Annotated in this window: 10 protein-coding genes; 5 read left to right on the top strand and 5 right to left on the bottom strand. The window is 36.2% G+C overall.

From position 1 onward, the window contains the following. The first annotated feature begins 82 nt into the window (after positions 1 to 82). Genes JAZ75_RS11850 through JAZ75_RS11840 form a run of 3 tightly spaced genes read left to right on the top strand, consistent with a single transcriptional unit; the run spans position 83 to position 4,511 of the window. Positions 83 to 1,405, top strand: coding sequence for a sugar porter family MFS transporter (locus JAZ75_RS11850; protein WP_208702059.1), 1,323 nt, complete (start codon positions 83 to 85; stop codon positions 1,403 to 1,405). A 41-nt stretch (positions 1,406 to 1,446) separates the two neighbouring features. Continuing rightward, positions 1,447 to 3,198 (top strand): class I mannose-6-phosphate isomerase, encoded by a 1,752-nt coding sequence (locus tag JAZ75_RS11845; protein ID WP_208702057.1) that lies wholly within the window; start codon positions 1,447 to 1,449, stop codon positions 3,196 to 3,198. A 17-nt stretch (positions 3,199 to 3,215) separates the two neighbouring features. Then, the gene (locus tag JAZ75_RS11840; RefSeq protein ID WP_208702055.1) at positions 3,216 to 4,511 is read left to right on the top strand and encodes an amylo-alpha-1,6-glucosidase; all 1,296 of its coding nucleotides are present in this window, start codon (positions 3,216 to 3,218) and stop codon (positions 4,509 to 4,511) included. A gap of 136 nt (positions 4,512 to 4,647) precedes the next feature. On the opposite strand, the gene JAZ75_RS11835 is transcribed toward JAZ75_RS11840, so the two are convergent. After that, complete coding sequence (locus tag JAZ75_RS11835; protein ID WP_208702053.1) at positions 4,648 to 5,328, bottom strand: hypothetical protein; 681 nt, start codon at positions 5,326 to 5,328, stop codon at positions 4,648 to 4,650. 313 nt (positions 5,329 to 5,641) lie between these two features. On the opposite strand from JAZ75_RS11835, the gene JAZ75_RS11830 reads away from it, so the two are divergent. Further along, complete coding sequence (locus tag JAZ75_RS11830; protein WP_208702051.1) at positions 5,642 to 6,979, top strand: cytochrome ubiquinol oxidase subunit I; 1,338 nt, start codon at positions 5,642 to 5,644, stop codon at positions 6,977 to 6,979. Between the two features lie 6 nt (positions 6,980 to 6,985). Continuing rightward, positions 6,986 to 8,062, top strand: a complete 1,077-nt coding sequence (gene cydB / locus JAZ75_RS11825) for a cytochrome d ubiquinol oxidase subunit II (RefSeq protein WP_208702049.1) — start codon at positions 6,986 to 6,988, stop codon at positions 8,060 to 8,062. A 24-nt stretch (positions 8,063 to 8,086) separates the two neighbouring features. Here cydB and JAZ75_RS11820 read toward each other — a convergent pair whose 3' ends face one another. From JAZ75_RS11820 to JAZ75_RS11805, 4 genes are all read right to left on the bottom strand, one after another. Beyond that, positions 8,087 to 8,971 (bottom strand): AraC family transcriptional regulator, encoded by an 885-nt coding sequence (locus JAZ75_RS11820; RefSeq protein WP_208702047.1) that lies wholly within the window; start codon positions 8,969 to 8,971, stop codon positions 8,087 to 8,089. Between the two features lie 233 nt (positions 8,972 to 9,204). Next, positions 9,205 to 10,491: a Gfo/Idh/MocA family protein gene (locus tag JAZ75_RS11815; protein ID WP_232789422.1), complete on the bottom strand. Its 1,287-nt coding sequence runs from the start codon at positions 10,489 to 10,491 to the stop codon at positions 9,205 to 9,207. Between the two features lie 329 nt (positions 10,492 to 10,820). After that, entirely contained in the window at positions 10,821 to 12,281 is a 1,461-nt protein-coding gene (locus tag JAZ75_RS11810; protein ID WP_208702045.1) for a beta-N-acetylhexosaminidase, read from the bottom strand. A 178-nt stretch (positions 12,282 to 12,459) separates the two neighbouring features. Beyond that, the gene (locus tag JAZ75_RS11805; RefSeq protein ID WP_208702043.1) at positions 12,460 to 13,044 is read right to left on the bottom strand and encodes a hypothetical protein; all 585 of its coding nucleotides are present in this window, start codon (positions 13,042 to 13,044) and stop codon (positions 12,460 to 12,462) included. Positions 13,045 to 13,176 lie beyond the last annotated feature (132 nt).

The raw sequence follows: 13,176 nt of genomic DNA, 5'->3' as shown, positions 1-13,176 counted from the left end.
AGGCTAAAGTAAGATTTTTTGCATTATTAAAAAAATAAATATATGTTTGTATGTATATACATACTAATTATAAAACCTTAATATGAATAAATTTTTCATCCTTATTCTATGTATCGTGTCGCTAGGGGGGCTACTTTTCGGATTTGACATGGCCGTTATAGCAGGAGCATTACCTTTAGTAAAGCAATTTTTTGGATTAACACCAAATCAAGAGGGCATATTTGTCAGTTCAGCTTTAATTGGCTGTATAGTGGGCGTGATTTTTACAGGTAGCTTTAGCGATAAGTACGGCCGCAAGCCTGCGCTTATCGTTGCATCTATTCTCTTTTTAGTATCAGCAATAGGCTGTGGACTAAGCACGAGCTATATGATGCTTATTCTTTTTCGTGGACTTGGTGGCGTCGGTGTCGGCATTGCTTCTATCGTTGTTCCACTATACATTGCAGAGATATCCCCAAGTCAATTTCGAGGCCGGGCAGTGACTTCATATCAACTGGCAATCACTTTTGGTATTCTGATCGCTTATATTAGTAATTATCTGATTATTCAACATCTTCCTTCACAAACTCATGAACAGTGGCGGACTATGTTCTTAGTTGGTGCAATACCTGCAATATTACTTTCTATTGGAGCATACTTTGTTCCAGAAAGCCCACGTTGGTTACTAAAAGTTGGAAGAAATGCTGAGGTAGCTGAAATAAGTGCTAAACTTAATCTCCAAAATTTACAAGATAGCCCACCTGAAACAAAAGGAAAACTAAAAGACCTTTTTTCTCCAGTTTACAGAAAAGCATTCTTACTGGGCTTACTCCTACCGCTATTCTCACAACTTAGTGGTATTAACGCCATTGTTTACTATGGTCCGACGATTCTTCTGGATTCGGGCATTTCGATGAGCAATTCCTATCATGCGCAATTGTTCTTTGGTCTTGCAAACGTACTTTTCACATGCTTTGCAATATGGAAAGTGGATAACTGGGGACGAAGACCTCTATATGTATTTGGAACATTGGGGGCTACCCTCAGCTTAATTGTGACCGGGTTTCTATTTGCAACAAATCAAGAGATTAACAATACGGCTTTAATCATTTCGATACTTTCATTTATGTTTTTCTTTGCCTTTTCTATTGGTCCTTTAAAATTTGTAGTTGCTTCAGAGATTTTCCCAAATTCCATCCGAGCGCGCGCCATGGGTATCAGTATCTTGGTTATGTGGATTTCAGATGCCATTATCGGTCAATTGACCCCCATCATACTAGATGCTTGGGGAGCTCGCTACACCTTTTGGCTATTTGCATTCTTCTGCGCTATTGCTTTTATAACCGTACTCCTATTTTTACCTGAAACTAAGGGTAAACCCCTGGAAGAAATAGAGAAATATTGGAAAGATAAAGCCCGTAAATAAGTTAGCTATACATTCAACAGATTTCAATAAAATAATTAAATATGCATACCACTAAAGACTCAGCAATAGACCAGTACAATATTATGCCCGCTTTCCCTGCTACAGGTGAAATCTCAAGCTCATTTCAAAAATTAGTTCGTGTACTACACGACAATAATATACGTATCATCGATGGTTTTGTTGGTGTAGATTGGAAATTTGTCATTGGAGAGATTTCAAAAGAATTTAAAAATTACGATATTAAACCACGTTTCATCGCTATTGATGAGGCACTTTTATCAGAAGAGATTATTAATAATCAGGTAGCACCTTATCTTGGTGGTAATGATCCCTTATTTGGAAAAAAATCCCCTCTTCCATTATCATCTTATTTTAACGCTGAAAAATTAGCGAAATTCCATGATATGCTCGTAAATAACCAAGAGTATATCATCTTTTACGGACCTGGAGCAGCTCTTTTAGATAATGAAGCTTCTATCATGTATGTTGATTTGCCTAAAAGTGTTCTAATTCAGCGCATGAGAGCTGGAAAAGCATGGAACTTAGGATGCAGCAATTCAAAAGATCCAAAACAGATTTACAAACGATATTATTTTGTGGATTGGCAAGCGTTAAATAGCCACAAAAATTCAATTCTATCTCAGATAGAAATCATGGCAGATCAGCAATCTGACAACACATTACCTTGGATAAAGGGATCTGATTTAAGACAGACCTTGCATCAAATGTCTGTCAATTATTTTAGAGTAAAACCTACATTTGAATCTGGTGTTTGGGGTGGACAATGGATGAAAGATCATCTAACAGGGATAGATCAAAGTGCAAAAAACTACGCCTGGTCCTTCGAGATGATTGTTCCGGAAAATGGCTTGTCATTAAAATTTAATGATCTACTTCTGGAAATTTCATTTGATCAATTGATGTTCACTGAAAGCAAAAATGTCCTAGGCTTGGCTGAACCAAGATTTGGTGTAGATTTCCCAATTAGATTTAATTTCTTAGATACCTTTGATGGAGGAAATTTATCAATACAGTGTCACCCTAGCCCGAAGTATGCAAAGTCACAATTTGGAGAAAACTTTACCCAAGATGAAACCTATTACATTGTAGACAGAAAAGGAGATGCACAGGTATATCTAGGTTTTCAAGATGATATCAATAAAGATGAATTTCAAAGTGCTTTAGAACATAGTTTTAAAACCGGAGAAGCCATTGAGGTAGATCAATATATTCAAAAATTTGAATCTAAAAAGCATGAGTTATACTTGATACCGCATGGTACAGTGCATTCATCTGGTATCGATAATTTAGTTTTAGAAATTAGTGCGACTCCATACAATTTCACCTTTAAAATGTATGATTGGGTAAGACCGGATTTGGATGGCAAACCACGTCCTTTAAATATCGACCGTGCTTTTGACAATCTTAATTTTGAAAGAAAAGGACAAGTGGTCAACGATACCTTAATTGCGAAACCTGTTTTCCACAAAATTGATAATCAAGCAACTAAAGTTCATTTAGCTACACATGAAGATCATTTTTATGATGTCGTACGCTATGACTTTGATCAAGAGGTAACGATTGAAACAAAAAATCAGTGTCATATTCTGATGCTTGTTGAAGGGGAGGCTGTGGAATTAACAACTTCAAATGGTATGAGGGAAGTTTTTAATTATGTTGAGACATTTGCCATTCCAGCTGCAACAGGATCATATACACTTCGTAACCTTGGAAAACAGCCGGCAAAAGTGATCCAGTCATACGTTAAAGATTCAAAATGCAACCAATTTTAAACTAAACATTTAAAAATATGAAAAACTTATTTTTTGCAATAGCTTCCTCTGCCCTTTTATTTTCCTGCAATCCAAGTGGAAGCAAAGGAACACAAAACAGTTGGCAGGCCGACATGAAAAAAGACAGTAGTTTTCAACTAGTCAAAGATATGGCAACCAATACCATAAAATCCGGTTTCAATGCTGGAGATGGATATGGAGAGGTATGGATCAGAGATTACAATACCTTTATCAATTTAGCTACACAAGTGCATCCTCATGAGCAAATCAAAGATCAATTGCTTATATTTCTGAAACTACAGGGGCCTGATGGGAATATTGCAGATGGCTTTGTTAAAAAAGCGAGCTTAAAAAATGGCACATCTGACTACTATACGATAACAAATGTATTAGCTCCAGATTATGCGGGGCATAAAAATACAGTAGAAACAGATCAGGAAACTTCTTTGATTCAGGCTGTTTACAAGTATGTGAACGCATCACAGGATACATCTTTCTTATCGGCCAAGGTGGGTAATAGTATCGTTAAAGACAAAATGGAAAATGCCCTCCAATTCTTAATGAATGAACGATACAATAAAACTTATGGTTTACTTTGGGGTGCAACCACGGTTGATTGGGGTGATGTACAACCTGAACATGATTGGGGTGTCCATTTAGATGAAAATTCTCATATTGCATTAGACATTTATGATAATGCAATGTTTCTAATTGCATTGGATAACTATATGGAACTTATTCCTGAAAAAGCATCCCAGTGGAAACCCATTCGCGATGAAATCGCTGCCAATACAATGAAGCATCTTTGGGATGAGAAAAATCAAAAATTTATCCCCCATATTTACATCAACGGATCACCATTTTCTTCGGATTTCGATGAGAATCAGATCTACTATCATGGTGGTACTGCTATTGCTATCGAAGCCAATTTACTGAGTAAGGAGCAAATAAAAACAGCCTTAGATAAGATGGTCAAAAATGTGAAAGATTCCGGTGCCGCTACAATCGGCTTGACGATCTATCCGACTTACCCTGCAGGTTCATTCAAAAATAAAGGTATGTATCCATATGGATATCAAAACGGTGGGGATTGGACTTGGTTTGGTGGCCGTATGATACAACAGTTGGTGAAAAATGGTTACGAAAAGGAGGCATATGAACAAATGAAACCGATGTTGGATCGCGTAATAAAAAATAAAGGCTTTTATGAGTGGTACACAAAGGATAATAAACCTGAAGGATCAGGCACCTTTAGAGGTGAAGCTGGCGTATTGTTTGATGCGATTTCACTATTAGAAAAATCACAGGGCTAATGATTTTTAGGAACTATAACAGTCATACATCCTACTAGCAGAAAAATTACTTCTTAAAGTAACGCAATATGATTTAAAAGAGGTGTAATCAAAATGGTTACACCTCTTTTGCCTTTTTCAGATTAAATAAGGTCTTTTATTTAATATCAAATTTTAATTCGAGCACGTTTGCACCTTTAAATTTGTTTGCATAGCCTGGATCAAGTAAATCGACGCGTTCAATCGTAGCTTTTACTCCAGGCTCTATTTTACGCAAGGAATAAATTAATTTTTTAGTTTTTCCCTTATTTTCAGAGCCCAACGTAAAAAATGCCTTTAGGCCTGTCATCTCATATTTACCATTAACTTTAGTTCCATCAGCATAATCCGTTTCGCGTGGTTGAAAAATAGCACCTCCATTTGTCTCCGTATTTGCATTTGCGATTAATTTATCTCCTATTAAAAATGCCTTGTATTCGCCGGCTGTCGCCTGATTCTTTACAAAATTATCTTGAATTTCTATTCCTTTTTCATCGTAAACTTTTAAATCTATTTTGTAGGCGAGCTCAGCATCTAAATTAATCGCACCCTTTGTTAGAGAGTTTCCTGATGCATCAAAGTTTACAGTAATCACGGCACCCTCTTTCGCGGTAGTAACACCGTGAAAATGGTCCCCATGACCTGCTCCTTTGGTTCCCTGAAGCTCAGTAAACTGTAGAGATACCCTTACTTCTTCACCTGCAACAGGGACATGCTCATCTTTCTTACAAGAGCTGACTCCAATTAATAACCCTACTGACGCCAATAGTACTACAGTAATACATTTGATAAATTTCATTTTCATGATTAGATTTTGATTTAAGTAAAACAATTCAAAGTCGCCACATACGCAACTATGTTGCAAATATAATAAATAATATTACAAATGCAACTATATTGCTTTACTGGGAATTATTATTTGATAAGCTTTATTCAGCCAATAAATCCCTTAAAATCAACAAGCACTTCATATTATATAATAGCCATTCCGTAGCCCACTCAGTCTGCAGGATGGTTTATAAAAATCATCACAAATAAGTAAAAGCACTTTATTGTTTCCCATATAAAAAACAATTATATTTAGGTTATATTTTAACCTCATATAATGTCGTATGGAAGACATGATACTTTACAATCGGTTACAGTTTGCTTTCACCATTACCTTTCATTACCTGTTTCCGCAATTAACGATGGGCCTCTCCCTGATGATCGTTTACTTCAAATGGAAATTCTTACGAACCAAAATTGAAGATTACAATCATGCTGCAAAATTCTGGATGAAAATATTCGCTTTGAACTTCACCATGGGTGTCGTCACGGGAATTCCTATGGAGTTCCAATTTGGTACCAACTGGGCAAAATTTTCCGAATTAACGGGTGGTATTATCGGACAAACATTAGCCATGGAGGGCATGTTCTCTTTCTTTCTAGAATCGTCCTTTCTTGGGATGTTTCTTTTTGGAGAAAAGTTACTTGGACATAAACTCCATTTCCTCTCTGGATTAATGGTATTTATCGGTTCTTGGGCGAGCGGTTTTCTCATCATTGCAACCCATTCCTGGATGCAGTATCCAGTAGGATATGAAATATTAGAAAATGGAAAATTTGTATTAAATAATTTTACAGCGCTTTTTAATAATCCATGGCTATGGCCTTCCTATTTACATAATCAGGCAGGTTCTCTGATTACGAGCTCATTCTTTGTAGCGTCTATAGGTGCTTTTTACTTATTGAGTAATAAACACAACAAATTTGGTAAAATGTTCGTTAAAACTGGTGTCATTTTCGGTGTTATATCCTCTATTATAGTTGCTTTTCCAACAGGTGATATGGCTGCTAAGAATGTTGTCAAATATCAACCGGTCACCTTTGCGGCTATGGAAGGTATTTTTAAGACCGAAAAAGGGGGATCAGAAATCGTACTTATTGGTCAGCCAGATATGCAAAATAAAAAATTAGATAACAAAATTGCTGTTCCAAATGTCCTTAGCTTTCTTACCTATCAACGTTGGGATGCAGAGATTAAGGGTTTGAATGAATTTGACGAATCCATACATCCTACCAATGTACCTGGACTGTATTATGGTTATCATATCATGGCGGGCCTAGGCACCATTTTTATTGCAATAATGGTAGCGGCCACGTTTTTACTTTGGAAAAACAAATTATTTCAGACAAAATGGTTGCTTTGGATCATCATGTTTATGATTCCTTTCCCCTACATCGCTAATACTGCCGGATGGTATACAGCTGAACTAGGAAGACAACCCTGGCTTGTGTACAACCTGATGCGCATGGTAGATGGCGTTTCTCCAACCGTTTCTTCTGGCAATGCCCTATTTACCTTACTAGGGTTTGTTGGATTATATATTTTATTAGGATTATTATTTTTAATGCTTGTGTTAAAAATAATAAGAAAAGGTCCTGAGCCTCAAATCTCCTTAACGTAATTGATCATGGAAATATTTTGGTTTATTGTATTAATGATCATGCTGGTAATCTATGTTATTCTAGATGGTTATGACTTTGGAGCAGGAATTGTTCATCTCTTTTTTGCAAAGACAGAAGAAGAAAGAAAAGCAGTAACAAATTCTATCGGACCTTTTTGGGATGCTAATGAGGTATGGCTCATCGCTTCGGGTGGGGTCTTATTTTTTGCCTTCCCAACTTTATATGCTTCAGCTTTCAGTGGCTTCTATTTACCCTTGATGCTTGTTCTCTGGTTGCTTATCTTTCGAGCAATAAGTTTAGAATTAAGAGGCCAGGTACATAACCGCATGTGGGAAACACTGTGGGACAAGGCTTTTGGTTTAGCCAGTCTCCTGCTTGCTTTATTCTTTGGAGCGGCTTTAGGTAATGTTGTCCGGGGAGTAAATCTTGGTATGGTTGAAAATGGTGTCTCTACACAGGAACCACATTATTTCTTTCTGGCACTTTGGAACCCAACATTTGATCCACTGGCAGAACATCAAGGTATCATTGACTGGTTCACCATACTATTAGGCCTAGTCGCAGTTGTTACACTGACTATCCACGGCGCTAACTGGATTATATTAAAAACTTCTAGCTCTTTAAGCCAGCGATTAAAAGATGTCATATTTAAGCTCAACTTTGTCTTATTATTTTTAGTAATCTTATCCGCTTTTGTGTGGCACTATGTAAAACCAATTTCACTACATAATTTTGAAACTTATTACTGGCTTTGGATTTTCCCGATCATTGCTTCTATCGGACTAGTTGGGCAGTTTCAAATTAAAAAATTCAAAAAAGACTTATCAGGATTTATATTTTCCTCTCTATTTATCTTCGGAAGTTTCGGCTCTACTATAGCATCTATGTTCCCAATCTTACTTCCATCGACAAATACCGTAAACCCATCTTTAACGGTGCAAAACGTTGCCGCACACGAGTATGGATTATCTGTTGGACTGGGCTGGTTTTCTATCGCCGCTGTATTGGTTATTGTTTATTTCATTATTCAATTTAAAGTGTTTAAAGGTAAACTGGATGATGTTGGTTATGGAGATCATTAGAAGATCTTCACAACTAAAGATTTTTTAAATTTCTGTAAAAATAGTCTGTCTGTAGTTGTTTGTATATTCCTTTGGGTTACATCCTATGATCTGTTTAAAAACGCGATTAAAATTAGTTATACTATTAAAACCACTGCTAAAAGCAATAAACGACACACTGTCTAAGTGATCTCCATTTAATTTATGGCAGACTTCTTTTATGCGGATGCGGTTTAAGTAAGATACGAAAGTAATTCCGCAATGTTTTTTAAAGTACCGACAGAAGGCCTGCGGAGTTAAATTGGCATGGTTAGCGACATCTTCCAATGTAAGTTCTTTTTTATAATTTTCTTTTATGTAATTGCAAACTAAAGTCATTCGATTTACATTTCCGTTGGATTGGATAGCTGATTCAATTCTTTCAGCACAAAGTGGAACTGTTTCTTTAGAAATTGAAGCTAATGAGCGTAACAAATAAAAGAACTGCATTAATTTATCCAGCTCATCAGCACTCTTTAATTGTACTACTCTTTCAGAAATTTGATTAAAATAAGCCTCTGGCACTTTAAATCCACATGAATTACGGTTAATAAAATGATTCAGGGATTCAAACTCACCTAATGAAAACAAGGACTTCAACTTACCGTGCGGATCAAAGAAAATAGAAATTGATCTTGATTCATTGAACAAGCCATCTTGAGACATCGATTTAAATACATGAGGTTGATTGGCTCCCAAAAAAAATATATCATTTTCTTTAAAAGGGTGCAAAGTATCTTCGACAACCAAAACGCCCTCACCCTTTTTAATCCACATTAATTGTGCTTCTTGATGACTGTGCAAATGCGGATAAAATGAATCCATCACATCTTCTTGTATCGTTAAACTTTGTCCTTGCGTTGTCGGCACATTAAATTGGAGAGTTTTCATAGCATGTTTAGAATTAAACTTTACAAAAATTTATTATTTGGTTGATCTAAATATAACAACTAGATTTTAATAAAGAAAAATATGATGTAAACATTAACCAATAGTACTTTACATTCATGGCTATTTTTGAAATTCAAAAAATCCTTTTTGACAAAAGAATAATAGACTAACACAAACAAGTATTGAACAATTCTTCAATATTATTTCCAACAGTAACTAGCAATCCTAAATATCTACACTTTAGGATACGAATAACCATTATGATAATTTGCTGCCAAATACTTATTCGCTTCTTTATCTGAGAACTGACGTTTGTCCTTATCCCAGTACAATTTTTTACCCGTTCTGTATGCAATATTTCCCATTTGAGATAAAATGGCGATATGTGCACCCGCTTCAACAGGGGCTTTCAGAATACTTTTATTTCGCGTAAGAATTGCTTCAACAAAGTTGTCCATATGCCTTTCCAAACCATTATCTTTTGATTTTTGAAATGGTACCGCAGCCATTCGATCCCCTTCTGGTAATACTTCCCACCCCTGTCTGTTCAGTACTAAAGTACCATTGTTTCCGATAAAAGCCACACCATGGCCTTTGTTATAAGGTCCACCATCAATACCTATTGCATGTTCCCACTGCACATTAAACCCATCAAACTCATATAAAGTTGTCAAAGTATCTGGTGTCTCCTCAACATCATCGGGATAAGCAAATTTTCCTCCTGCAGCCATGATCGAACGTGGATCCGAAACTTTCATACCGATCAACGCAAAATCCAGCATATGCACGCCCCAATCTGTCATCAGACCGCCGGCATAATCCCAAAACCAACGGAAATTAAAATGAAAACGATTTACATTAAAAGGCCTTTTTGTAGCAGGGCCCAACCATCTATCATAATGTACACCTGCTGGAATTGCTGAATCCGGGACAATTGGAACATCTTTCTTCCAACCTAAGTAGGCCCATACTTTAACCATTCTTACCTTACCGATACTACCAGCATGTAGAAATTTTATAGCATCCTCAAAATGCTGTTGACTACGTTGCCACTGCCCTACTTGAACAATAGCATTATACTTTTGAGCGGCGGCCACCATGAGCTCACACTCTTTGATCGAATTGCCAATCGGTTTTTCTACATAGACATGTTTCCCCGCCGTAACGGCATCCACCATCATCAAACAATGCCAATGATCGGGAGTTCCTATAATCACAGCATCAACATTATTATCTGCTAATAATTGCTTATAATCAATATATGTCTTAACGTTTATATCACGCTTTTTCAATTCGGAAACACGGTTATTTAGAACATTTTCATCGATATCGCAAAGTGCAGTGCATACGACATTTGTATTTTTTAATATTGCGGTGAGATTGGACCATCCCATCCCATTTACACCGATTACACCAATGCGTATTTTTTTTGAATCTGCCAACACCTTTGTTCTTTTAAAAAATAATGCAGATGCCGCTAATAATGTAGAGGTTTTAATAAATTTTTGTCTATTCATCATAATGTAGGCGTTGATTGCCATTACAAAAGTTTACCTATAACTATCCCCATCAATTAAAATGAATAATTTAACCTTAAAGGATCAGGATATGATAAAACAATTGAGTTCAGGTTCATATTTAGTTTACTCTTCCTAAGATATAAAAAATAAAAGGAGACACAAACAGACTAAGCGAGAGCACTTTTATAAATTAGTAAGTCCTTTTTATTAGTTTTTATATATAAAAGCCTGTTAATTTACCTGAGCTCAAATACTACATAGTTTTTAATAGAAAAAACCATACTTAGAGGCGCCGCTTGACCTGCGTTATATATTAAATAAGTTACAAACTATTCCCAACTATAATTACTTGGCACTTCGGATTTAAGGCCTGGACCAAATTCATAATTTAATTTTTCAAAGAAAGGCTTCAGCATCTTCACATTTCCATAAAACTGTTCAAAAGATATATCATTCGTTTGTGACCACATCTGTTGTACCAAAGCAAATATACGCGGGAATAATCGACGGTCAATCATACTCTCCGTAACATTATAATCGGTCCATAGACTTGCACTCATACCTATGAGTAACGCATCACCTTCTTTTATATTAGAGGGATTACTTCTGTAAATATCCTCGATATCAAAAGTTCGATCTGCATGGTACCCGCGCCAAGGTGATAACGGAAAATTAAGGTAACTATAATTATTTGTGCCAGCGATAACAGAATGTCCGCCTTTGACCGCATTGCGATAAGCAAGATCTTGGTGACCTCTCCAATTCCACCAATGGATTACGGTATTATCAGGCAATGGGTAACCATTAGTATAAACAACATCGCCCCAAAAGATTGCTTTCCTTCCCTTGGCTTTGAGATGCTTAGCCATCTCGGCCGAGAACCATAGTTGGAGATCATGGCTATCCTTTAACCCCAATTCTTTAATTCGACCTTGACAATCTGAACATTTATCCCAATTACCTTTTGGAGCTTCATCACCACCTAAGTGAATGTATTCTGAAGGAAAAAGATCACATACTTCATCAATAACATTTTTAAGAAAATTGATCGTTTCAGGCTTTCCAGCACAAAATATATGCTGGGTAAACCCTTCTTTTGGCACCAAAGGTACTTCACCAAAACAACCCAAATGTGGATAGGCATTGAGGGCGGCTTCTGCATGTCCTGGAATATCGATTTCCGGCACGACAGTTATGGCTCTTTCCTTAGCATAAGTTATGATTTCATGTACATCTTCATGACTATAATAGCCCTGCTGTTCCTTCTCTTTTCCAACATAGGCACCAATCGAAGTTAGTTTTGGGTAAGTTTTAATTTCTAGACGCCAACCAAGTCCCTCCGTCAGATGCCAATGAAAACGGTTAAATTTCAGAATAGACATCATATCAATATATTTCTTTATCGTACTCACCCGCTGGTACTGCCTGCCGGAATCCATCATAAAACTACGCCACTTGACTCGAGGTGCATCTACAATCGACAAACACGGTATATAACCTATAGTTGCATACTGAAACGCTAGCATCTTAAGCGTCTGTTTCGCATATATATAACCACTGTCATCCGAACACCATATGTTAACACCTTTTTTTTCTATCTTCAAACGATATCCCTCTGCAGGAATTGTTGCATCATGAAAACGTTTCAAATTTTTAATCTGAGACAATGGACACTTACCTGTTAGTACTTCACATTTTTGGGGTGTCGGTAGAATAATAGGGGGAGCAATAGCAAATATATTATTACAATAAATCAATAAAAACACAACTGTCAAAAAAGAATTCATCATATGAATATCAAGGTTTTGGATAAATGGTCTAAAAAATCAGCAGGTCAAGATAAGAAAAATAGCACAGTAAAAGTAAAGATGAAATTGATTATTAGTTCCAATCTCTACTAGAACATAACTCTAAAAATAAAGGCTACTCTCTTTTGAAAATAGCCTTTATTTCGTAAAAAATGCATCATTAGAAACGGTAACTGGCACCTAGTGCAACAATGCCTTTAAAACCATAACCAGCTTCAAAAAAACCGCCCCAATTTTTACCAATTCGCAAACCTAATGGATTTACCTGAAAAGCAAAGATTACATCATTGGTAGTGGTCTTTTCTTGATCGATTCTGTCACTTCCGTTTGTCAATATTGCTCCAGAAGCAACTGTACCATAAAAATCAATTATTCCTCGTTTTATATAAGAGTATTTCGCAGTAGGCAATACCATATAGAAATTACTCTTTCTGTAGGTAATCTCATTTGTACTTTTATTTTTCATATCTGATGAAGCATTAGCATAGCTCAGATCGGCTCCTATAGATAATCGATTACTCACCGCATAGCGATATCCCGTAGATAACATACCAAATGCTTTTTCATTTGAACTTTCGCTTCCCGATATTGCACTTACAAAAGCATTTGTAAATACATCTGCTATTACCAGCGGTGTAGCATCACTATAATCTATTCTTACTTCGTGCCTACTGTTCTTTTGAGCTTGAGTATGAAAAGCACCTCCCATTATTGCAACGATCACTATAAAAATTGATTTTTTCATTGGAATTTTATTCTATTTGATTGTATTAAATATGGAACAAATATAGAAGTACTACTACTCTTATATTTGTAAAAATTCATTATATTATCGGAAAAATCAATGAATCCTTTTACTTATTATTCTTAAAATGTT

The organism is Sphingobacterium sp. UDSM-2020 (genome assembly GCF_016132525.1).
Lineage (GTDB): Bacteria > Bacteroidota > Bacteroidia > Sphingobacteriales > Sphingobacteriaceae > Sphingobacterium > Sphingobacterium anhuiense.
This window is presented reverse-complemented; position numbering and strand designations above follow the sequence as displayed.

Coding starts and splice junctions, on each gene's coding strand:
- JAZ75_RS11820 (WP_208702047.1), bottom strand. CDS start 8,971: ATGAAAACTCTCCAATTTAATGTGCCGACAACGCAAGGACAAAGTTTA.
- JAZ75_RS11805 (WP_208702043.1), bottom strand. CDS start 13,044: ATGAAAAAATCAATTTTTATAGTGATCGTTGCAATAATGGGAGGTGCT.
- JAZ75_RS11840 (WP_208702055.1), top strand. CDS start 3,216: ATGAAAAACTTATTTTTTGCAATAGCTTCCTCTGCCCTTTTATTTTCC.
- JAZ75_RS11845 (WP_208702057.1), top strand. CDS start 1,447: ATGCATACCACTAAAGACTCAGCAATAGACCAGTACAATATTATGCCC.
- JAZ75_RS11815 (WP_232789422.1), bottom strand. CDS start 10,491: ATGATGAATAGACAAAAATTTATTAAAACCTCTACATTATTAGCGGCA.
- JAZ75_RS11830 (WP_208702051.1), top strand. CDS start 5,642: ATGGAAGACATGATACTTTACAATCGGTTACAGTTTGCTTTCACCATT.
- JAZ75_RS11810 (WP_208702045.1), bottom strand. CDS start 12,281: ATGATGAATTCTTTTTTGACAGTTGTGTTTTTATTGATTTATTGTAAT.
- JAZ75_RS11835 (WP_208702053.1), bottom strand. CDS start 5,328: ATGAAATTTATCAAATGTATTACTGTAGTACTATTGGCGTCAGTAGGG.
- cydB (WP_208702049.1), top strand. CDS start 6,986: ATGGAAATATTTTGGTTTATTGTATTAATGATCATGCTGGTAATCTAT.
- JAZ75_RS11850 (WP_208702059.1), top strand. CDS start 83: ATGAATAAATTTTTCATCCTTATTCTATGTATCGTGTCGCTAGGGGGG.